The organism is Glaciecola sp. G7-5 (assembly GCF_055808975.1).
Map to the genome: position 1 here is coordinate 3,004,001 of NZ_CM147892.1, position 22,263 is coordinate 3,026,263.

Here is a 22,263-nt window from a genome sequence, read left to right on the forward strand (position 1 = left end):
TATGACTCAACGTATCGATAAAGGGCTAATTGCAGAAGAAAATGCAAAATTGGAAGCCTACTTACAAGAAGACTATCAGTCACTAGGTAATAAATTAGCCCGTGATGGCATCAATATTGATGAAATAACCAGCAAGGCTGAAACTTTTCAAATTGCTGTTCCTTCATGGGGAACTGGCACTGGTGGAACTCGGTTTGCGCGCTTCCCTGGTGAGGGTGAGCCTCGTAATATTTGGGAAAAATTAGAAGATAGTGCGGTAATCAATGATCTTTCACAATGTACAGAGCGCGTTTCACCTCACTTTCCGTGGGACAAAGTAGATGACTTTTCTGAACTTAAGCAAAGGTCTGATGATCTAGGGTTGAAATGGGATTCGATTAATTCAAACACATTTCAAGACCAAGCAGGACAAGAACATAGCTTTAAATATGGTAGCTTAAGCAACACTAGCGAAGCGTCTCGCGATTTAGCTATTCAGCATAACTTAGATTGTATTGAATGGGGTAAAGCCTTAGGTTCAAAGACGCTAACCGTATGGGTTGGTGATGGTTCAAATCACCCTGGTCAGCAACACTTTCAACATGCTTTTGAACGCTATTTAGAAAGCATGAAGAAAATCTATGCAGGCTTACCTTCAGACTGGGAACTACATATAGAGCACAAGATGTTTGAACCAGCGTTTTACTCAACAATTATTCAAGATTGGGGGAGTAATATATTGGCGGCCATGGAGTTAGGTCCGCAAGCTAAGTCATTAGTTGATTTAGGCCATCATGCACCGAATGTAAATATTGAAATGATTGTTTCTCGTTTAATTCAATTTAAAAAATTGGGCGGTTTCCACTTCAATGATTCTAAATATGGCGATGATGATTTAGACAGCGGTAGTTTGCATCCATATCAGCAATTCTTGATTTTTAATGAGTTAGTTGATGCTGAGTATCGTAAACAAGAAGGTTTTGGTCCGAACTACATGCTAGATCAATCACATAATGTGACCGACCCAATAGAAAGTCTCGTTAATTCAGCGGCTAGCGTGCAGCGCTCATATGTGTCAGCGCTGATTGTGGATCGCGAAAAGTTGTCTGAATATCAAACTAATAATGATGCACTTATGTGTAGCAATACACTTAAAAAAGCATTTACAACCGATGTTTCACCGATTCTTGAAATGGCACGTTTGCGCAAAGGTGGGGCAATAGACCCTATCGCTGTATATCGTAAATCTGGATATCGAGCGCAAGCTGGTGTTGAACGTCCAAATAGCGGTGGCAACGGTTCAGGTATCGTTTAAAAGTTTGTTCAGTATGTAATAGGCAGCAAAGAAGCATTTGTTTCTTTGCTGTTTTTGGATTGTATAAAAATAAAAATAGTAATATCGATCATTTTGTATTGAAGCACAAATTGTCGATATACCGGAGGTAAGATGTCGACAGCACAAGAATTTGAAACTAAACCCGTTAGCCCAGAACAATTGCAAGGTCCTAAAACTTTTGCAGCAAGCTACGCTGGCGAGCATGTTGCTGGAACAGAATTTGTCATAGGTGCTTTGTTTGTTGCTTGGGGGGTTGGCGCAGTCGACGTATTAATCGGCTTGTTATTTGGCAATTTATTGGCCGTATTAACGTGGGGATTAATTACTGCGCCTATTGCCACAGATACTAGACTAACCCTATACGCCTATTTAGAAAAAATTGCAGGTCCAGGTACAATTAAGTTGTACAGTGTTGTTAATGGTATTCTTTTTTGCGTGTTAGCCGGCGCAATGATAACGGTTTCAGCCTCTGCGGTAAGGATACTATTTGGGATTGAAGATCAAGTTGGATACTTCCCCAGTGATATGCGCTTTGTACTAGTCGTCTTGGGTGTAGGGGCTGTGGTTGTATACATGGCCGTTAAAGGGTTTAAAAAACTTGCGGCGTTTGCTGAGGTGTGTGCACCGTGGATGATTTTGATGTTTTTTGTTGGTGCGCTAGTGATGTTGCCTACCACCATTGCTGCTACAGCCGGTGTTGATGGAATCGCTAGTTTCGATGATTTTCTAAAAGTCGCCAGTGAATCTATTTGGAAAGATACCGACGGTGATATTGGTATTTGGCACGTTATTGCATTTGCGTGGGTCGCTAATCTAGCTATGCATGGAAGTTTAGGCGATATGACCTTATTGCGCTTCGCTCGTAGTCCCAAATACGGTTATTTTTCAGCATTAGGCATGTTTATCGGCCACTACATGGCTTGGGTCTGTGCAGGTATTATGGGAGCAGGAGCCGCTATTGTATTGAAGACCAGTATTACCGCTATTGACCCCGGTTCAGTCGCTTACACCGCATTGGGGGCTTCAGGTATTCTCGCCGTTATTATTGCCGGTTGGACTACATCTAATCCAACGATATATCGTGCAGGTTTGGCATTTAGCTCGTTAAATCATAAGTGGGGACGTACTAAGGTCACTATCGTCGTTGGTATTATTACGACTATTATTGCCTGTTCACCTTTTGTATTTTCTGGCTTACTTGGTTTTGTTGGCTATATGGGCTTGTTGCTTGCTCCTGTTGGTGCAATTATTGTAACCGAACATTGGCTGTTTCCAAAGCTTGGCTATACGCGTTATTGGTCGTTTTACAAAGGTAACACAACAAATGTTGCTGCGTTTGCAACGTGGATAGTTTCTATGATTGTTGGTATTGTCGTAGAGCAAACTGGCTTATTACATTTGTTTTTTATCTTAGTGCCTTTATGGATATTTTCGACAGTTATGTACATTGTTCTCGCTTCTTCAATGGGCGCTAAAGAGCATTTTGAGCAAGCCGAAATAGCGCAACGGACAGAGTTAGAACGTAAAGCTGCAGAAGCAAGCTTTTTAGCATCGTCGACTTCACAAGCAGCGACAAAAAATAACGCTTCCATGCTCACTCAGACCGCTCAATATATTTCATGGGCAGCGCTGGTCGCTTGTTTGTACATGGGCGTGATGTCTTATATTAATAAAGATATCGAAACGATTACGACTTGGTTAATAGTGCCGACTTTGATTTATTTCGTTACGGCAACTTATGCCTATTTAGCTAACGAAAATAAAGCATAACTAAAAAATATTTTGGAGCGCATATGAAACATTTATTAACTTCTTGTTTAGTTGTATTTTTGCTGGCAAGTTGTGCCGTTGTTAGCAAACCGCGCTCATATAATTTATTAGACCCAGAACTATCTCAATTTAGGAATATATATAACTACGGTAGTGCCCGCATGGTAGAAGACAAGTTAGAGCTGTCTTCTACGGGCAATTGGTTTTTTGTTACTAAAAAGACCTATAAGGATTTTATTCTAGAAGCTGAAATTTTAATGCCTGACGTTAAAGAATATAGTAATTCAGGGTTTATGTTCCGCGGACAAATTAAACCGAAAGGCGATGGTTTTGAAGCAGAAGGTTTGCAAGCAGAGGTAGATCCAAGCGATCGCAAATGGAGCGGGGGACTATATCATCAAGCGGGTCGAAAATGGTTGCATCCTTTGCATCCTACTCGTTCAGCACCTGATGAAGATTTTAAGCATAATTTTATCCCAGAATGGACGACTGAAATGGCCAATGCTTATCGCCATTTAGCGTGGAATAAGTATCGAATAGAAGCTATCGGCAGCGATATAAAAGTATACGTAAACGGTGTGCTGACATCACATATTATTGATACCAAGCACGCACAGGGCTTTATTGGTTTGCAGCATCACGGCAGTATAAAGCTAAAAAACACAGGTAAGACTGATAATTTGATTTATTTTCGCAATATCATGATTACTGAATTACAATAAGTGCTAGAGTTTGCTATTGATCAATAACAAGTATTTTACCTTGCATAAATTGATTGAGTAAGTCTTGCCATGCACTCACGTCCCAGTTGGTATTTTCTCCCATAAATATTGCTTTTTCTAAGTTGCTGATTACTTGTGAGAAGTCGCGGTTTTCGCGGTTTTGATGAGACAGGGCTAATAGATAAAAATATTCGGGATTAGTGTTTTGCTTGCTAGCAATTTTATTGAGCAAGTCGATTGCCCCATCAAGATCTAGAAGTGATTTATCATTTGCGGTTAGCTTTAATTCAATCGCTTTTAAGCTTGCTGCAATATGGTCTTTTTTGGCGGCAGAATCAAACCAAAACATGGCCTTCTTCTCATCACGTTCAACCCACGGACTGGAACTTAGTAATTTTCCCAATCTATATTCAGCGCGTGTAAGGCCGTAAGTACTTGCCAGACCAATCCAGTAAATTGCGTCTGAAATGTCAATTTGCTCTCTCAATAACATATAACCATATTCGTACATTGCACTTGGATGGCCCTGTTTGGCTAAAGATAAAAGGCGATTTGCAACTTCGTCTTCCTCCTGTTTTAGCCAAGGGAAATTTTGAAGCGCCATCGCAAACAGATATTGGTCATTAAGACTCGTCCCATCTTTTAAGCTTTTATAGCGACGTAATATATTGGCATATAAGGCTTCATCTTTTTGCACTAAGGTGAATTTGTCATAGACAGCTGCGCCCATAGATACTCTATGCACGAATTCAGTTGCTTGTGTTTGAAATGTTGGCTTTAAAGTAGGAAAGAGTGAATATTCATTAAGCAAAGTGGTAGCAAAGCCGGTTTTTTGTACCTCTGTAATATTACGTTTTGAACCATCAATAGCAACGTCATGATCAATGATCAAATAGGGCATTTTAGGCGTCGACATAGGTGAATAGAACGCGTCCAATTCTTCTTCTCCATCTTCGTCTACAAACTGACCAGCGCCGTTTTCTTCAAATGCTTCTTCATAATCATCTGCGTAATAACGCTTCTCTAGTTGGGCTTGACCTTCGAAGGTAATTTTAGTGTTAATTGTATTTGGATTAATTGCAGGGAAATAGGTTTTCTGGATAAGTGCCTTGCGCTGCTTACTATCGTTGTTGTTCAAAATGCCAGAGACAGTTAATCTTTGCTCATCGTTGAGTGTTGATAACAATTTAGCTAATGTTGTTTGTGCACTTTCTAAGCCATAATCTGCTGCCATTGATATGTAAATCAATGCGTTAAGCGGGTCTCTTTCAACGCCTAAGCCTTTGTGATACATATTACCAAGTTGATAATAGGCATGTGGATTCCCGATTTTCGCGGCTTCTAAATAACCTTGTCTGGCTAGCTTATACTCTCCAGCGGTATAATGTTTATCCGCTTTAAAAATATCTGCTGCCATAAGTGTTGTAGGCAAAAAAAGGCAAGCGATTGAAATGGATAATGAATGTCTAATTAATTTTTTCATAGTTATTTGTATGACTTCAAGTGATTGGTAATGAGTATATATGTAAAAATAAACGAAAAGGGATTATTTACTTGTTCTTTACACTACATTCGTCCTCTAGCGCCAGCTTCTATTGTTTTTTGTAAGAAGTACTCGTTACCATTGTAGTAAGACATTTTTGACCATGGTGCATTGTTTGTAGGCACATAGGTCGCCAATTCTTTCTTTACTTCTGCATAAGCAGGGTCATTTGCTAGATTCGTCCATTCATCTCTATCAACCTTATGATCATAGAGTTCTTCAGAACCATCTTCGTATTGAATGTAGCGATATCGCTGCGTTTTTATAGCGTGATTGTTAGCTCCGTATGTAGTGACGGCAACATGCTCCCATGGGGCGTTAGGGTTTACCAATAATGGGCTAAGGTCACGACCTTCGTTTTCTGGGTTTGCAGGAAGACCACACATTTTTACTAAAGTAGGGTATAAATCTAGTAAGCTGACCGGCTTATCGCTGACACTCTGCTTATTAGATTTAGGTGGCTTAATAATAAGCGGTGTGCGTGTTGCACGCTCCCACAAGGCCATTTTAGCAAATTTATCTTTCTCACCAATTTGATAGCCATGGTCACCCCACAAAACAACAGCAGTATTGTCTGCGTAGTCGCTCTTATCTAAAGCGTCAAGTACAATACCAATACAAGAATCTACGAATGAGACGCTGGCTAAATATCCCTGGACGGCGTTACGAAACTCGCCATTTTTAATTGCCCATTGCGTTGTTGGCATCATTGGGTGCTGAGCTATTTTTTTCGCTATTTCAGGAACATCCTCTAAGTCGTTTCTTAAATAGGGGGGTAAAATGAGATCTTTGGTCGGATGTAAGTCAAACCACTTTTTCGGCACATGCCAAGGTACGTGAGGCCTAATAAATCCGCATGCGGTAAAAAATGGCTTTTCGTGTTTTCTGGCGAGCTGTTCGGCTACCCAATTTGCAGCGTGATAATCTGGCATTTGCTCATCGCGCTCAGGAAATGGCCCCCAATCAGTGCTCGTTCTACTATCTTCCCAAGCCATGTGCTTGTCAGGATAGGGTCCAAAGCCAGGAGTTCTGCCACCGTATTCATCAAAGCTGCCTTTAACCACCTGTTGGTGAAATACTTTTCCTATTGCCGACGTGTAATAGCCGTGCTTTTTAAAATATTCACTCAGAAAAACCGTATGGGCTGTTTTGTCATGCGCGCTTCTAATGTCTTGGTCTTTAATATGCCCAGCCTGTGTGAAAACTCCGTTTTGATCACCTTTTGAACTAAGTAGGCTGTTCTTATGATCAAACAGTCTTAGCAGCCGATCCAAGTTCACCATGGTATTTAGTATAATAAAGCGGTAAGCCAAAGCAGGAGATTACCGCTAATGTCCCATCATATAAAAGGCCAATCTAGAACCCAAGCCACCTTGTTTCCAGAAGCATTAGACGACTTCGTCACGGATGAGAATCCAATACGCGTTATCGATGTCTTCGTTGATAGTTTAGATTTAGCGTCACTAGGGTTCGAAAAAGTCGAAACCAAAGCGACTGGCCGACCTTGCTATCATCCAGGCACAATGCTCAAACTTTATATTTATGGCTATTTGAATCGTATTCAGTCATCTCGCCGATTAGAAAAAGAAACCCATCGCAATGTAGAGCTAATGTGGTTACTTGAGCGTTTACAACCTGACTTCAAAACCATCGCAGACTTTAGAAAAGACAACGGTAAAGGTATTAAGAATTCATGTCGTCAGTTCGTGCAACTATGCCGAGAAATGAATATGTTTACCGATGCTGTTGTTGCCATTGATGGCAGCAAATTCAAAGCGGTGAATAACAAACAAAAAACCTATACACCAAAAAGAGCCAAGGACTTGATTGATAGATTCGATAAGAGCATTGCCCATTATCTAGCGGTTTTAGCGGACAAAGATAAGCAAGAAATCTCTGATGAAGATGTCACGGTCATGCATGAAAAAGTAGCATGGATGAAAAATAGGTTAGCAGAGTTGGCTGACATTGAAATACAAGTAAACGAGCATCCCGATAAACAGTTGTCAATGACTGACCCCGACTCAAGATTGATGAAGACCAGCAATACGGCAAGGCAAGCTTGCTACAACGTACAATCGGCGGTAGATAGTAAACACCACTTAATTATCAGCCACGAAGTGACCCAAACACCCGATAAAGGTCAGCTTCATGCGGTTGCCAGTAAAGTGCAAGAAACTCTAAAGACGAACAATATTACCTTCTTGGCTGATAAAGGATATTACAGCCGCGTTGATATTAAAAACGTACTGGATACAGGTGCTGAAATGCTAGTCCCTAAAAGCGATACAACAAACTTTGAAAAAGCAGGAATATTTGATAAAGCACTATTTGAATACAATAAAGAGACCGATGAGTATACTTGCCCCGCAGGTAACATACTGCCATACAGGCGCAGTACCATGGACAACGGTATGAAATTAAAGGTCTATGTTGACCATATCGCATGTAGAGATTGCAGTATCCGTAGTAAGTGTACTCGTTCTAAGATAGAGCCAAGAAAGATGAAACGGTGGGAGCATGAAGATACGATTGATGACATGCATACCAGACTTAAAGCAACAAAAAATGCCACTATAATCCGCAAACAAACAGTCGAACACCCATTTGGCACAATCAAAATGTGGATGGGGGCGACGCATTATCTTACCAAACGTCTAAAAAACGTGAGTACTGAAACCAGTCTTCATGTACTGGCCTATAATCTGAAGCGAATGATGACGATTAAAGGAACGATTGGATTGAGAGAGGCAATTAAGCAGTAGAAGGCTTAATTTATACTAAATTCCCCGCTATAGGTCACAAAATCACAAAAATAGACGCCACAGCCTGTTACCAATTATCATAATATAGAAAATCAGAAACATACCAAACTAACCATAAGAGTCGTTTACCATCACGAAAGAGTGAACATAGCACTCGAACTTACGGCAATTTATGAGTTTTTACACAGCCTGTGCCCATAGATGCCAGTTGTACTTGGCGCCAACCCAGTCATTATACTTGCTCTTGAAGGGCCACATAGTGGAGCGGGGGCATGTGCGTTGGTAAATAATGTACCTTGACTCGCTAATCGGTCTATATTCGGTGTTTTCGCATTCGGATGACCTTTCATTGCACCCACCCAATCGTTTAAGTCGTCAACGATTAACATTAATACGTTTGGGTATTGTTTTTTAATATCGGCCAAGCAAAAGCGCTGAGGATACATCGCTGCGGCTAAAGCGCCAACACCGCCTAAAATGAAATTTCTTCTATTTATCATAATTGTTAATTCGCTGTTGACTCAAAATTATTTGGTTTTTTGTGCAGATAAGCGTTTACAAGAACCAAAACTCAATTAGCTATTTCCCGGTGTTTGAACGAAAAAGTCAAAACACTTCATATTAAAGCATTAAGATACATTAATGTTTGACCAAATGTAAACGTAAAGATAACAGTGATAACAATAATTTTTAGATCATATTACGATTGGAAACTTCAAAGTGTTGCACGATATCGCACTCCTAATTGGCTAAGAAGAACTAGGCACTATCTTCTATGTTTCTTTGTACAGAGACTAATATTATTGTTGCCTTCACTTTTTGTAGATAAAATTACATGCGCATCATAACCGGTCAAAAAAATCATAATAAGTCTTTTGGTGTTGAGTTTATTCAGGTAACATAGTGTAAAATTGTTATCAACTTGTTCTCTAAATGTATATTTATGTTACGGATGATAACTGTCTTATTATTGCTAGATATAAACTGGAAATAACATGATATTAAAAAATACGAGTCGTAAAGTAGTCGGCGCAATAGCTAGTGTATTGCTGAGTCTAAGCGCAGCGGCAAGTTTTGCCGCTGATAAACCGAATATTATATTTATTCTTACCGATGACCTGGGATTTAACCAAATTGGTGCCTATGGCAACACGCCTATCAAAACACCTAATTTAGATAAAATGGCGAATAATGGTATTCGCTTTGATCAAGCTTACGCCGGTAACACTGTCTGTTCACCTTCTCGAGTATCTTTATTTACTGGCCGTGATGGTCGCTTCATGAGCAATAATTCGAATACTGTTGAATTAACGCATATGGATATTACGCTCGCCCACATATTAAAGTATGCAGACTACGATACAGCTTTGTTTGGTAAATATTCCATTGGCCAACAAATGGGTGTAACTGATCCTTTAGCAATGGGTTTTGATACCTGGTATGGCATGTACTCTATTTTAGAAGGACACCGCCAATACCCACAAATTATGTGGCGAGATGGCAGAAAAATAAGAATTACCGAAAATGAAGGGGGCCGAAAAGGTGCCTATGCACAAGAGTTATTTACTGAAGAAGCTATTAACTACATCAAGCAAGAGCGAGAAAACCCGTTCTTTGTGATGTTAACGTTTTCATCACCGCATGCAGAATTAGCCGTACCAGAAAAATACAGCAAACAGTATGAATTTTCAGAACAAGCTTATACTGGTATGAAAGGTGGAGTGCCAGCAGATAAATATGCTTCCTATTATCCTGAGCCTGTTGCTAAACCAAATGCAGTTCTAGCAGGCATGGTTACCGCATTAGATGATTATATCGGTCAAATAATGACGACTCTCGAAGAAGAGGGGCAACTTGAGAACACCTTAATAGTCTTCACATCTGACAATGGTCCTCACGACGAAGGTGGTGCGGATCCAGAATTTTTTGACGCAGCTGCACCATACAAAGGTCAAAAGCGTGATTTGTATGATGGCGGAATCCATGTACCAATGCTGCTGCAATGGCCTGCCAAAATTAAACAAAGTAGGGTAGATCAAACTCCGTGGTTGTTTGCTGATGTCTTGCCCACCTTTGCTGATATAGCGGGCGTTAATTTGAATATAGTGCCTCGTGTTCGCACTAATGGTGTTTCTATTGCAGGCCTGTTAAATGATGATCCCGAAAAGATGAAAGAGCGAATTTTATATTGGGAGTTTGCAAAACAAGTTGGCGACCCTAATTCAGGAGTAATCGGCGACACTTTCCAAGCGGCTAGAAAAGGTAGGTACAAAGCGGTTCGTTATACCGTCGAAGGTGAAATGCAGTTATACGATATTATTAAGGATCCTCAAGAGTCTAATAACCTTGCGTCTAAATATCCTGAAATAAATAAAATGTTCTTTGAACTATTTGAAAAATACAAAGATTAATTTTTTCGAAATTTACTTTCAATAATGCGTAAGCGCATAAAATTAAAAAGGTCTCAAGATGTTAACTCGATTAAATAAAGTCATGCTTTCAGTATCGGCCGCTCTTGCTATCGCGGGCTGCGGTGCTTCAGGCACGTTCGCTAATGAAAGCGCATGGCAAAAAGATAATGTAGCATTTTGTTCTGCTGCGCTAGATAAGGCAGAAGAGCAATTAAATGATTTTCGAAAAGCCTATACTAATCCTGCAAAGATCCCTACTTCTTTTAGTAACAACGAAGTTAAATTTACCAACCCGATGGGCTGGACGAGTGGATTTGTTGCCGGGAACTTTTGGTATATCTACGAGCATAGCAAAGATCCTAGTTGGTTAAAAACTGCCACTAAATGGACTAAAGCCCTCGAAAAAATGCAGTTCAATCGTAAAACCCATGACATCGGGTTCATCATGAACAATAGTTTTGGGAATGGCTTGCGTTTAGTTGGCGATAAGACCTATGAACCTATCCTGATAAGTTCAGCAAAAACGCTAATGGAGCGCTATAATCCTAAAATTGGCGCTACCTACTCTTGGAGCTGGGGCACGTGGGAATTCCCTGTAATTATTGATAATATGATGAACTTGGAATTACTTTTTAACGCCTCATTATTGACGGGTGATAAAAGTTATTACGAAGCAGCTGTAAGCCATGCGTCAGTTACTATGGAGCATCACTTTAGGCCCGATCATAGTTCGTACCATTTAGTTAATTACAGTCGTGATACTGGACTTCCGATTGGCAAACAAACCTTTCAAGGCATTGCGGATGACTCCTCTTGGTCAAGAGGCCAAGCGTGGGGTGCCTATGGTTATACGTCGGTGTATCGCTTCACTAAGGATGAGAAATTCCTAAAGCATGCTAAAAACATTGTCGATTATTTGTTAACTCATAAAAATATGCCTGAAGATTTGGTGCCGTATTTTGATTATGATGCACCCGATGACCCATCGGTGACTAACTATCGGGATTCGTCTGCCGCGTCTTTATTGGCCAGTGCTTTGTTGGAATTAGCTAACTATGTAGATGAAAAAGAAGCAAAACGTTATCAACAAGCCGCAATGAAAATGCTTCGAAGTTTATCTTCTGACGCATATTTAGCAAAGGAAGGAGAAAATGGTCACTTTTTGCTAAAGCAAGCAACAGGTAATTACCCTGCAGACTCAGAGCTAGATGCGTCACTTAATTACGGGGATTACTATTATTTGGAAGCCTTAACTCGTTGCAAGGCCCTTTAAATATAATAGTTTGCTACTTTTCATTATTCATCTAATAATAAGAACCCACTTTTCACAATAAAATGTGAAAGTGGGTTTTTTGTTGGTCCTTATTCTCATGTACTTTCAATCTCTCATTGTAGCTCTGAATGCAGACGCCATATTAGCGTCTTAAGCTTTACGAGTTGCATTATCTTTTGTAAAACACTAGTTTTTAAGGCTTATAGTATGTTTAGCTCAGAAGACTAATTGTGGCTTTATTGTTATCTTTGATTAGTTAATAAAGCGCTTGGCCTTTGATGCTGTTTTAATGTCAGTGCCGCCTTATGGAAAGGCAATTAGCGTTGCCAAGTAATTAATCTCAAAAGGCGAGTATTGGTGTGTTTAAACGCTAGGCAAAATTTTATGAAAGGCTATTGAGGCGGCAGGAATAAAAAAGCTCAAGAACGCTGCGATTATCGTTCTTGAGCTAGTCTTTTGAGAGGTAATTTTACTCCTCAATCACTCACACACGAGTTATTAGAAAGAGTAGTTAACACTTAGCTCATACACTTTACCGGTGTAATCAACACGAGCAACGGCTCTTTCATCAAATCCCCAATGTTCAACACGTTGTTCATCGGTCAGGTTGTAACCACGTACAAACACTTTGAGATCTTTATTCACTTTATAAGATGCTACGGCATCTAAACGCCCTGATGCTTTTTGTACACGAGGTAATAAACCTAGATATGTATTGGTTGCTCGCAATAACGAGTCATCTTTCCAATTATAAGCAACACGCACTGAGAAACCGTCATTTTCATAGTAGCCAACAACGTTGAATGATTCTGGAGCAACCTTATATAAGCGATTGATGTCATCATTTACGTCCTCATCTGAATCCTGATCGATGTAGGTATAGTTGAACACGCCACCAAAACCATTCCAAGGATAAGGTAGGAAGTCCAATTTTTGTTGGATAGCAAGTTCAACACCGTTCAATTGAATTTCAGCAGGCGCATTCAATCGTTGTCTTACGGTTACGTCGCGCGTTACCAATGCGCCATCGTCAGTTTCATGTAGTTCATTTTGCGTACACGTAAAGTCACCGGTGCCATCGCCTAAGTCAGAACGTGTAATATCACTACCTAAAATATCTGTAATGAGTGGGTTACCTTCAGGACAAACTTCAATGGCATTTCCAAAGAAATTAGAGATAGTCTTTCTAAATAATCCGACCGTAATAGCACTACCTTCACGGTTGTACCATTCGACTGATATATCGTAGTTTTTTGCATCATATGGCTCAACAAGCGCGCTAGGTAGTGTAACCGTTGCTGTTGTATCATTGCTTCTCAAGTCTGTTGATGGCGTCATGATACGTAAGTTTGGACGTACAATACCTTCGTAATAAGCCGCACGAACAATCACATCTTCGTGAACTTCAAAACTGATGTTCGCTGAAGGTAAGAAATGATCATAATCATGGTCAACGCTTGTGGGTATTAAAATATCACCTAATTCATTGTTTCTATCGCGCACTTGTCCATTAAAGGTGTTTTCGGTTTTGATATAGCGCCCACCAATATTACCTGTGTAGGGCACTGAACCGAGCTCACCTGAAAAATCTGCCATTAAGTACATCGCAAGAATATCTTGGTCGGCAGTAAACGTTGTTGGGTAGCGCTGCGGATGCGGGCCAACAAATCTTTCATAAAAACCTGAAGGGTCAGCAATAACTGCGCCATCAATATCTAATAAACCGTTTTGCAAATCTGCTGCGAATGCCGCGTTATCGACCGTTAACCAGCCGCCATCTACACCAAATGCACCTGGGTATTGACCGTTAAAGTAGCTTGATTGACCATCGGCCACGAGTGCGTTACCCACTAATGTTTCTTGGGAAATATTGGCTACATTTGCGCCGCCAGCGGTTATTTGCTGATCGCGGTTTTCGAGCACTTCTTGCGTGAATCGACCACCAAATTTAACACTATCAAGCCGTAAGGTCTTGCCTAAACCGATATCAGTATAACGCTGCGCATTAAACTCAGCGCTTGAGTATTCGCGTTTTGGTTCATCTACACGTCCGGTTAAACAAAAAGCTAGCTTTTTGTTGTCATTAGTTTCGTTACGATTTGAAACACAAGACGCACTCAAGCTAGTACTTGGCACCCAACCGCCTGCCCAGTTAATATCTTCCCAACCAGTTCCTGACGTCATTGCATTGGCCATATCGCCGCCTGCAGTATCGATTATTACGTCAACACCTGTCGGTATTACCGAGCCATTTACACCATTGACGCGTTGTGTGGGGCTATGGTGTCCTTGGATCCTAAAGTCTAAACCAACATTCATAAATTGGTTAGTCGATTCAGAGTGGGTTACTACACCATCAAACTTCCAGTCACCTACCAAATAATCACCATATAAGAACAAGCCTTTAGATTCTTCTAAGAAGGTAGTTTCGCGGTTGGTGATCTGATAACTACCATCTGTAATGCTAACTTTTGATACCCCATAAACATCATTTCCAGCGCTATTTACATCGTAGAGAAATGGCGCAGTGTCCATATCAGGTTCGATTTTATGAAACATGTCGTTATTGTTAGCGTTTCTAGAGTTCATACCTGAAAAATACCCGGCATCTTGTTTAGTTCCGCTATCAAGATTACGTTTCGTATATAAGATATGGGCCCCTAGCTTCATGTCGTCTATAGGTTTCCATTCAATATTCCCCGTAAAGGAAACGCGGTCACCATCACTATATTCGGTAACGTTACGCGATTGTGCAACGCCACGAACCTCTGCTTCGTCTGGGATGCCCCATTTTTCTTTGTACGCGCCTATAGTATCTGAATTCACACCACGAGTACCGCCTCTAGGATGCTCAAGGCCAAGTGTTTCGTAGTTTATGAAGTTTGCCGTGTCGCGGCGAAAAGTTTGACCTGAAGCGGCAAGTTTAAAAGCAACTGCTAATTTATCTTCTATGAGATGTTGCGTACCAGATGCTTTAAAGGACGGATCCCAATTTCCTGTCAATTCTTCATAACGTCCACCTAAACTTACGGTGTATTTGCCGCTTTTTTTAGATAATGCTTGTTGTAACTGTTTGTCAACAATACCTGCGATGCCTCCTGCTTGCATATCCGCAGTTGGGGTTTTAACTACAGTAACCCCATCGAAAATACCAGCCTCAAACGCCGAGAATGGATTTGCCGCACCTTCTGCACTAGCACTTCGACTAGGTGTTGCAAAGCTTTGACCAAATGCGGTGGTTTTAACAAATCCGCCACTTAAACCACGCAAGCTAATCTCAGATTGCCTGCCTTCGCCTGATCTTTCTAACTGCACGCCAGGGATTATTTGTAGCGCTTCACCTAAATCAAGTGCAGGAAGCGAATCTATATCAGTAGCTGAGATTGCATCAACAATTGAAGACGCGGAGCGTTTGACGTTAAGCGCGTTTTCTAAAGAAGCTCGTACCCCTGATACTTCAATGACTTCAAGGGTTTCTTCTTGTTCGTTGTTGTTCAACGCGTCATTAACTTGTTGAGCAATAACTGTTGGAGAACTGACCGCCATTAAAAGCGCAGCTGAGCCGGCTAGTATGACTTGGTTTTTTAATTTTTTAATTTTGTGTGTGTTGTTGTGTTGCATATGTGTTTCCTCGCCACCGGAATGTTAATATAAAAGGGACCGTGAGTACCTATAATTCAAATTTAACGTAAATGAATTGTTAATTAGAATAGCAGAATTAACAATACTATTAAAGCAATTATGGTCATTACCGGTCTTTTGTGGTTTTATTCTTACATGAATTTATTTTATATCACTGTATTTAATGAATAAAAAAATTAATTTTTATATTTTTTCATCAAAATATTTTTACATTTAGGTCTTGTTTTGAAGAGATTTAGTGCTCATATAAGCTTTTTTTGGAAGTTCAGCTTTATAAATGATTGAAAATGAAAAGTTATAAAGTGTTGCTTTGCAGGGTAAAACTTCATATGTTCAAGAGCAGACATACCGCCTATTGGTGAGCACTAAATCCATAGATTTCGCACATGTTTGTTAAATTTATGAAAATAGAATGAAAAGGCGTAAGTTCACTCATCGGCATCGTTTTGTGTTTGGCTTAGTTTATTTAAAGACACAATAACGAAATATTGGTCAAACGACTCTCATTGAGAGCCGTTAATCAGACGTACAGGTCCTAGCAAACCAGATGTTTGGAGAACACGAGACTCATCCTTTGTAAAGAAATTAAATCCAGTAAAAGTGACGCGCTCACTTTGAGGTGGTGGCAGATTGCTATTAAGCCAAGCAACCGTGTCTCCCGTCATACTGTAGCCACTGGTGTCTTCTAAGGCTTCATCTCCAATTAAGCGATTGACCCATGTATTGGTTATGACGATTTCCAATTGATTATTTCCCTCTTTGACAACCTTACTTATATCCAATGCAAAGGGCGGTTTCCACAAGGTGTCTAGCTTTTTACCGTTTATACTGACTTCTGCAATTTGTTGTACATTACCCAAATCAATATACAGTGATTTATTAGAAGTTACATCCTTGGCTGTAACGTTAAATATTTTGCGGTAAGTCGCTTTGCCAGAATAATGTTTAATATTTGTATCATCGGATTTGGTCCAATCAATTAGTTTATCGAAAATGACATTTTTAGGACCACCTAACTTAGTATCAAATTCTAGCTCCCAAGGGCCAGTAAGCTCTCTTCCTTCGTTTTGATAGATATTTTTTACCAATTGGGAATGTTGTCCATTGTAGCCAATATCCTTATTATCTCTTCTAATCATTATAAAGCGTCCAGCGTAAGGCTCTAGGGCTAACTCTGTGATCAAACGCTTGCCATCACGCCGGTAATTCTCTATTTTCTCGATGCTACCGTCATCAACGTTCCATATTTCAGCTTGTCCGTCACCATCTCTAAGATTGATGATAAGGTGTTTAAACTCGGGCTCGTCGTTATAAAAGTAATACAGGTCATTTTCACCAATTCTGCGCTTTGCAAAGAATTTTGCGGCCTTTCCATTTATTTTAAGGTCTACCTGATAGGCTAGTTTTTCTAAGCTTTGTTCTAGTGAAAAGCTACTCACTAAGCCTTTTTTATAGGGGCGAATGCTAGGAGTGCCATCTCCCCATAGTTCTTCTGCTATGCGTGTAAACTCTTCTTGCTTTGACCATTCACTAAAACCGATTACGCTTTTGGGTTTGTTCGCTATAACGGTAGCGCCCGCAGCAATCAGCGCCTGTACACGCTTTAAGGTTTTAAGATGTAAATAGTCAGTGCGATGTAATTGTAAAGCGCGGTAACGAGTACCCTCTGGTAATACTAACCAGCCATCTTTTACGCTAATTCGATTAATTAATACATCGGAGTTGGTGTAATCATAGCCAAAGCCATCAGGTACACCAGTGTTGTTCGCATTGCCGACACGGAGCGGCGCAACATCTCCCAAGTGAATAAGAAAGTCAGCATCAGGTACTCCTTGTTGCAACAAATAAGAACCACGCGCTAAGTACTCAAACCAAGCAACTCCGCCATTATCCCACCAGGTTTGTGTGCGGTCGATGTGCGACCCTATACTATCCATGGTCATGCCCGGTTTAATATGATTATTCGGCTGGTGAGCAAAACGATGAAACATAGTTTCGTTGATGCCACGAGCCCACATTTTGTCACCGTAATGTTTGTAGAAATAGGGGTGCCCATACCAATTTACGCCAACGGAGGTAAACGATTCAGCCGAGATAATTTTTTTACCATAGATATGACCAGAGGAGATGGCCGCAGATACACGACCATGATAAAGCGTATCTCTTACCCAAAACTCGCCCATTAGTCGGTCTGCTTCACCACCAGCGGCTAACTCGTCAAAAGGACCCCAGCCATAGGGTTCAATATAAGAATCTAAGCCATACTTGTTACTGAGTTTTGTGAACTCACCAAAATAGTTTTCAACCATTAAGTCTGATTGATGCTGACGAAACTCTTGCAGTATAGCGCCAGTATGTTCAGGTGATTCTATTACGCGACCCGTTAATGTTGGCAGCCATTTGATAATATCGTAACCAAATTTATCTTTGAATGATTGCGCTATGCCTTGCGTCCAGTTTTGTCCTCCTACCTCATAACTGTCAATTTCAGTCGTTTTAATAGAATCGATACCTTGAGCTTGTGCCTTTTTAACTAATTTGCCAACATATTGTTCAAAGTGAAACTGCAAAGCTTTGGGATCAAATTTATCAACTTCTAAACCTTCACCTTCAACAGTGGCTGGAACATTAAAGGCGCCTGTACTAGTATAACCAAAACGCAATACTCGCCACTTACCTATAGGTAAATGAATACCAGCTTCTGGTAGCTCACCTCGGTTTAGCACCAAAACGTCTTCGGCTCTAGTAATGGCTAGTGGATGTATTTGAGGCGTGAGGCTCAGTCGGCCGCGCTCCATGGAGTTCATTGATAACCAATGATCAAAGCGTGGCACCGACCATAAATCAAAGCGTTTTAATATAATGGGCTTATCGAATACAAAGCGGAAATATTTGGCGGTGTAACCATCTTGTTTATCACTGACTAATTGTGGGCTAAATGCCCACATTCTAGCGCCCGTTCTTGGGCGCCGGAGTTTGTCGACAACGGTCGTAAAATTAATACCATCATCTGAAATTTGTAAGGCGCCCTCACCATGGCGGGTAGGGGTTTCAATTTGAAGACTGCGTAAAGTACTTGGCTCATTAACTTCAACTTGCACCCAATATTCATTTTTATCGTTTTGCTTGAATTCAAATTCGGTATCCCAGTCATTGTCAGCTAAAACATTGGCGTTCAATGAAGCATCTGAACTTGAGAAGGTAGCGTTAGCAAAAGTGTTACTTTGATTGAATGTATTTTCGGGTAAAGCAATAACTGCAAGATCACGATATAAACCCTCGGCATAGCCCGGCTGTGGCAGCTCAACAATTTTCGCATTGTCTGTTATTTGCATCGCTTTTTCAGACCACGTAATACGTTTCATCGACATTTCGGGAGTAACCCAAGGGCCACCGCTTGATGTCCAACCGTCAGCATTATGTATACCAAATTCAATGTCGTTTTTATCAGCCTGGTCAGCGGCATGCACTAAGGTATCGTAAAACTCTTCACTGCCAAAACGTACAGGGCCTCTAGATGAGTATTGTCGACTTCGTCTATGCACATGAAAGAAGATTGCTCCACCTATACCTGCTTCACTCATCGCTTTGAAGTCTTCGCTAAACCCCGGTTTACTCAAGTTACCGTTCATGGCGTGCATCCATGTTTTAGGTAGGTAGTTTTTGGGCGGCTTTTGAAATTCTTTTTCTGATAAATTGCTAGCTTCACTAGCATTACCATAGGCTAATTGACTCATCAGGATAGTGGATAAGATAACAGCTAACCTAGCGTGTCTAATAAGGCTTTTCTTTTTCAACATTTTTTAGTTTCTCAATTTTTACTATTTTAAAAACTCGGCGCAATGATTTTGTATTTTTCTTGGGCTGCTTACCCTTAGTTTGCTCGCAATTCACCATCGTGCCAAAGGTATAAGCGTTGCGAAGCGCCTTTTTTAACATTAATAATTAACGCTTTGACTTCACCTTTAGGAGTTTTTACTGCCTTCATTTGTATTTTTGCGTTGCTTACGTTGAAATGGACTTTTTCTGCTTGCCAGGTTTGCCTTGTAGAAGAGCTACTAGACATTTTCTTAGCGATAGCAAAGACACTCTCACCGTTGCTATTAAGATAAGTTACAGCTGCTTTATCACCGTTATTTTTTAAGAGCGCAAAATTAAACACTTTGTTGACTTGCTCTCCTGTGGTGTCAATCAAGGTTCGATTCATTGTCCCTGGCATAGGATGCCCATGGGTCCATGTACCATCTTCGAACAATGCCATGCGCCACTCACGATAGTCTTTCCCTCTGGCTTCGTAAGCTGCCGCCGTTTGGCCATTTTCAAGAATTAAGGGCTTGGTGCCAAAGCTTGTTTCTCCAGCTTTCTCGGAGTCATATGCCAATGTGAATTTATTAGTGGCCTCAAGCGTCAGTGGCAGAGTTAAAGGCTCTTTGCTTGCATTGTAAAACGTACCATCGGTGGTATCTAAGGTCATATAATAAAGATTTAGGCGATTGTAATGGGTTTTGTCATGCTCCTCTTTAAAGTTGCAGGCATGCCAAAGTGATGTAATCGCAATTTCAGTATCTGATATTTTAAGTGGGTTGATGTAGTGGGTATCTACCGTAATAGGATCATCTTTTTGTGGAGTAGGCCATGTAATAACGACAGGTGGCTCAAAGCTTTGTGAGCCATTTTTCATTTTATAATATAACCACGGAGACTTATGTGTACCTGCTCGTGTAAAGAAGTAAATATCCCCATTAGCCATTTGATAGCTTTTAGTATATGAAGCAAATGGCGTGATATCGTTCTTCTCAATAAATGAACTTAAGTCATGTGGTTTAGCGGAAACAACATGCTTCATGCGTCCCCCTGCATGAGGCGTATCAATAGAGAGAGGGTTTAAACCATCTTCGCGCTCACCACCATGGCCGCCAAAAACGATGTGAATATAGCCTTGCTTATCTACTTCAATAATAGGGCGACCGTGGCTATCAATTTTTCTATCGTTTTTTGATAGCGTACTATGACCAGCTTTATATGGGCCGTCCCATTTATCTGTAATTAAATTGTAACTTGCTACATAAGGGTCGGTAAGGTGTCCCTGATAAGTTATATAAAGGCTATCACCCACCAATTGATGCCAGCCAGTATATGTGTTGCCTGGAAGGTTCTCGGTAAAATAGCCATCAGGAATTGCGGGGAGATTATCCGGTTCTTGCCATTTAGGACCTAAATTCTCCGGCGGTAAATCATAAATTTCATTAAATTTTTTACCCTTTACATAAGCATTATATATTGGCTGAAACTCGATGTATTGACCATACAAATACTGATCAATACGCCAACGCCAATATTCACTACTAAAAGCGCTTTTGTTTTGTTGCTCTTTTTGTAAGGCCTCAAAAGTTGCGTCAAAGTGTGCATGCTTAGTTATCAATGCGCTTCTTTTTTCAAAAAATGTTTTTTCGCTAAGTTCAGCATTTGCGGGAAGAATCAAGATTGAAGCAGAAATAATAGCCGCAATGCTGAGTTTAATTGTTTTTATCATTTTCTTTACCTATTCTTAGTGCTTAATTACTGGCACGAATCGACCATGTTCCTGCGGCCAGTTCTACCTTAAAATATTTTTCATCCTCACCAAGGAACTTTACTCCCGATAATTGTGTGCTTGCGTTACCTTTACTAAACACGCGTTTATCATTGATATGTACCGAGTCAATATCAAAATATTGCTTTGGTATGCCCACTATAGCAACCGTATTTTCAGGCGAGGTGAGCGAGATAATAATGCTCGAATCTGTGCGTTTAATTTCTGCATTAATATTACCTTGCACGCTTGGTACAGTCTGTTTTACCCATTTCATGTGAGCCATATTGGGAAGAAACTGATATGTTTTCCAAGCGACTGAAGTGGGTGATATGCCTGCAATATATTTGCTCAAAACGGTACTTGGTGCATTCCACGCATGATTATCAGTTCCGCCAGTGGGTAAGTATTCTGACAATGTTGAGCGTGCTGGATTATCTACTTGTTTGCTATAACGGGTTTGCATTCGCAAAAGCGCATCCTCATACCGGCCCGCTTCAGCCATGGCGTTGTAAACCATCCATTCAAAGTGAGGGCTGGCATAATGATTATTCACTAACACATTTTCTACAATTTGCGTGTGTTGTTCAGGTGTTGCCAAACCCACTAAAATCGCTAGGGCGTTGGCGCGGTCATCTTGAAATTTATTTGCGTTACTACTAATAAAGCCGTCTTGCCAAAAGTTATCTTGATACGCTTGCTTAAGCGCTAAAATTCGACTGTTATAAAAGCTCATATGGCGCTGTTCACCAAGTTCTTTAGCCATATCACGGGCTGACGTTAAGGCACTGTAATAAAGCGCATTTTGAATCGCTTCATAATCAATCGTGTCTTGCGGTCCCCAATCGGTCCAGCGCCAATCACCATTTCTAAACTCAACTAAACCATTTTCTTTTATTTGCCAAAGCGTTAAGTATTTATGAACAAAAGGGTAAGCATAAGCTAAGGTGTCTTTGTCTCCTGTATTGAAGTAATAATGCCAAATACCCTGCTCAATAAACTGAAGACTTTGCGCAGGTAGCTCTCTAAAACGACCGGGACCTAATCCTGCAAAAATACCAGAATCTGGATCACTAAATGCTAAGGTGACTTTAATTGCTTTTTTCATCAAATCGCGACCAGGTTGGTCCATTGAATAAAACAGATAACTTGCTTGGTCGGCAACATCACCTATCCATAAGCCGCGCTCTCGGTCTGGCGTATCCATGAAATTGTCGCGCGCACAAATGTATAAGGTATTTTCAGCCATT

At 40.6% G+C, this 22,263-nt stretch carries 13 protein-coding genes; 6 read left to right on the top strand and 7 right to left on the bottom strand.

Annotated features, from left to right (window positions below):
* Position 1: 1 nt before the first annotated feature.
* The 3 genes from rhaI (at position 2) to AC0L6H_RS13250 (ending at position 3,807) form a co-directional block, all read left to right on the top strand.
* A complete protein-coding gene (gene rhaI / locus AC0L6H_RS13240) occupies positions 2-1,294 on the top strand; it encodes an L-rhamnose catabolism isomerase (RefSeq protein WP_473389506.1) in 1,293 nt (430 codons plus the stop codon).
* A 132-nt stretch (positions 1,295-1,426) separates the two neighbouring features.
* Positions 1,427-3,085, top strand: a complete 1,659-nt coding sequence (locus tag AC0L6H_RS13245) for a purine-cytosine permease family protein (RefSeq protein ID WP_473389507.1) — start codon at positions 1,427-1,429, stop codon at positions 3,083-3,085.
* A 23-nt stretch (positions 3,086-3,108) separates the two neighbouring features.
* A complete protein-coding gene (locus AC0L6H_RS13250; RefSeq protein ID WP_473389509.1) occupies positions 3,109-3,807 on the top strand; it encodes a 3-keto-disaccharide hydrolase in 699 nt (232 codons plus the stop codon).
* A gap of 13 nt (positions 3,808-3,820) precedes the next feature.
* On the opposite strand, the gene AC0L6H_RS13255 is transcribed toward AC0L6H_RS13250, so the two are convergent.
* Together AC0L6H_RS13255 and AC0L6H_RS13260 are read right to left on the bottom strand one after the other, a co-directional pair.
* Positions 3,821-5,224 (bottom strand): tetratricopeptide repeat protein, encoded by a 1,404-nt coding sequence (locus AC0L6H_RS13255; protein ID WP_473389510.1) that lies wholly within the window; start codon positions 5,222-5,224, stop codon positions 3,821-3,823.
* A gap of 149 nt (positions 5,225-5,373) precedes the next feature.
* Positions 5,374-6,624: a sulfatase gene (locus AC0L6H_RS13260; RefSeq protein ID WP_473389511.1), complete on the bottom strand. Its 1,251-nt coding sequence runs from the start codon at positions 6,622-6,624 to the stop codon at positions 5,374-5,376.
* 57 nt (positions 6,625-6,681) lie between these two features.
* Here AC0L6H_RS13260 and AC0L6H_RS13265 point away from each other — a divergent pair, with 57 nt between their 5' ends.
* Positions 6,682-8,115, top strand: coding sequence for an IS1182 family transposase (locus AC0L6H_RS13265; protein ID WP_473389513.1), 1,434 nt, complete (start codon positions 6,682-6,684; stop codon positions 8,113-8,115).
* A gap of 170 nt (positions 8,116-8,285) precedes the next feature.
* Here AC0L6H_RS13265 and AC0L6H_RS13270 read toward each other — a convergent pair whose 3' ends face one another.
* Positions 8,286-8,615 (bottom strand): sulfatase-like hydrolase/transferase, encoded by a 330-nt coding sequence (locus tag AC0L6H_RS13270; RefSeq protein WP_473389514.1) that lies wholly within the window; start codon positions 8,613-8,615, stop codon positions 8,286-8,288.
* A 495-nt stretch (positions 8,616-9,110) separates the two neighbouring features.
* Here AC0L6H_RS13270 and AC0L6H_RS13275 point away from each other — a divergent pair, with 495 nt between their 5' ends.
* Both AC0L6H_RS13275 and AC0L6H_RS13280 read left to right on the top strand, forming a co-directional pair.
* On the top strand, positions 9,111-10,526 hold the full coding sequence (locus AC0L6H_RS13275) for a sulfatase-like hydrolase/transferase (RefSeq protein WP_473389515.1): 1,416 nt from the start codon (positions 9,111-9,113) through the stop codon (positions 10,524-10,526).
* A 58-nt stretch (positions 10,527-10,584) separates the two neighbouring features.
* Complete coding sequence (locus tag AC0L6H_RS13280) at positions 10,585-11,799, top strand: glycoside hydrolase family 88 protein (protein WP_473389516.1); 1,215 nt, start codon at positions 10,585-10,587, stop codon at positions 11,797-11,799.
* 498 nt (positions 11,800-12,297) lie between these two features.
* Here AC0L6H_RS13280 and AC0L6H_RS13285 read toward each other — a convergent pair whose 3' ends face one another.
* The 4 genes from AC0L6H_RS13285 to AC0L6H_RS13300 form a co-directional block, all read right to left on the bottom strand.
* Positions 12,298-15,420: a TonB-dependent receptor gene (locus tag AC0L6H_RS13285; RefSeq protein ID WP_473389517.1), complete on the bottom strand. Its 3,123-nt coding sequence runs from the start codon at positions 15,418-15,420 to the stop codon at positions 12,298-12,300.
* A 524-nt stretch (positions 15,421-15,944) separates the two neighbouring features.
* On the bottom strand, positions 15,945-19,241 hold the full coding sequence (locus tag AC0L6H_RS13290; RefSeq protein WP_473389518.1) for a glycosyl hydrolase: 3,297 nt from the start codon (positions 19,239-19,241) through the stop codon (positions 15,945-15,947).
* Positions 19,242-19,315: 74 nt separating this feature from the next.
* The gene (locus tag AC0L6H_RS13295; RefSeq protein WP_473389519.1) at positions 19,316-20,974 is read right to left on the bottom strand and encodes a BNR-4 repeat-containing protein; all 1,659 of its coding nucleotides are present in this window, start codon (positions 20,972-20,974) and stop codon (positions 19,316-19,318) included.
* Between the two features lie 22 nt (positions 20,975-20,996).
* The gene (locus AC0L6H_RS13300) at positions 20,997-22,262 is read right to left on the bottom strand and encodes an alpha-L-rhamnosidase-related protein (RefSeq protein ID WP_473389520.1); all 1,266 of its coding nucleotides are present in this window, start codon (positions 22,260-22,262) and stop codon (positions 20,997-20,999) included.
* Position 22,263: the final 1 nt, after the last annotated feature.

What these genes read in the sequence shown, in the direction of transcription:
- rhaI (WP_473389506.1), top strand. Translation starts at nt 2, where the DNA reads ATGACTCAACGTATCGATAAAGGGCTAATTGCAGAAGAAAATGCAAAA.
- AC0L6H_RS13245 (WP_473389507.1), top strand. Translation starts at nt 1,427, where the DNA reads ATGTCGACAGCACAAGAATTTGAAACTAAACCCGTTAGCCCAGAACAA.
- AC0L6H_RS13250 (WP_473389509.1), top strand. Translation starts at nt 3,109, where the DNA reads ATGAAACATTTATTAACTTCTTGTTTAGTTGTATTTTTGCTGGCAAGT.
- AC0L6H_RS13255 (WP_473389510.1), bottom strand. Translation starts at nt 5,224, where the DNA reads ATGGCAGCAGATATTTTTAAAGCGGATAAACATTATACCGCTGGAGAG.
- AC0L6H_RS13265 (WP_473389513.1), top strand. Translation starts at nt 6,682, where the DNA reads ATGTCCCATCATATAAAAGGCCAATCTAGAACCCAAGCCACCTTGTTT.
- AC0L6H_RS13270 (WP_473389514.1), bottom strand. Translation starts at nt 8,615, where the DNA reads ATGATAAATAGAAGAAATTTCATTTTAGGCGGTGTTGGCGCTTTAGCC.
- AC0L6H_RS13275 (WP_473389515.1), top strand. Translation starts at nt 9,111, where the DNA reads ATGATATTAAAAAATACGAGTCGTAAAGTAGTCGGCGCAATAGCTAGT.
- AC0L6H_RS13280 (WP_473389516.1), top strand. Translation starts at nt 10,585, where the DNA reads ATGTTAACTCGATTAAATAAAGTCATGCTTTCAGTATCGGCCGCTCTT.
- AC0L6H_RS13285 (WP_473389517.1), bottom strand. Translation starts at nt 15,420, where the DNA reads ATGCAACACAACAACACACACAAAATTAAAAAATTAAAAAACCAAGTC.
- AC0L6H_RS13290 (WP_473389518.1), bottom strand. Translation starts at nt 19,241, where the DNA reads ATGTTGAAAAAGAAAAGCCTTATTAGACACGCTAGGTTAGCTGTTATC.
- AC0L6H_RS13295 (WP_473389519.1), bottom strand. Translation starts at nt 20,974, where the DNA reads ATGATAAAAACAATTAAACTCAGCATTGCGGCTATTATTTCTGCTTCA.
- AC0L6H_RS13300 (WP_473389520.1), bottom strand. Translation starts at nt 22,262, where the DNA reads ATGGCTGAAAATACCTTATACATTTGTGCGCGCGACAATTTCATGGAT.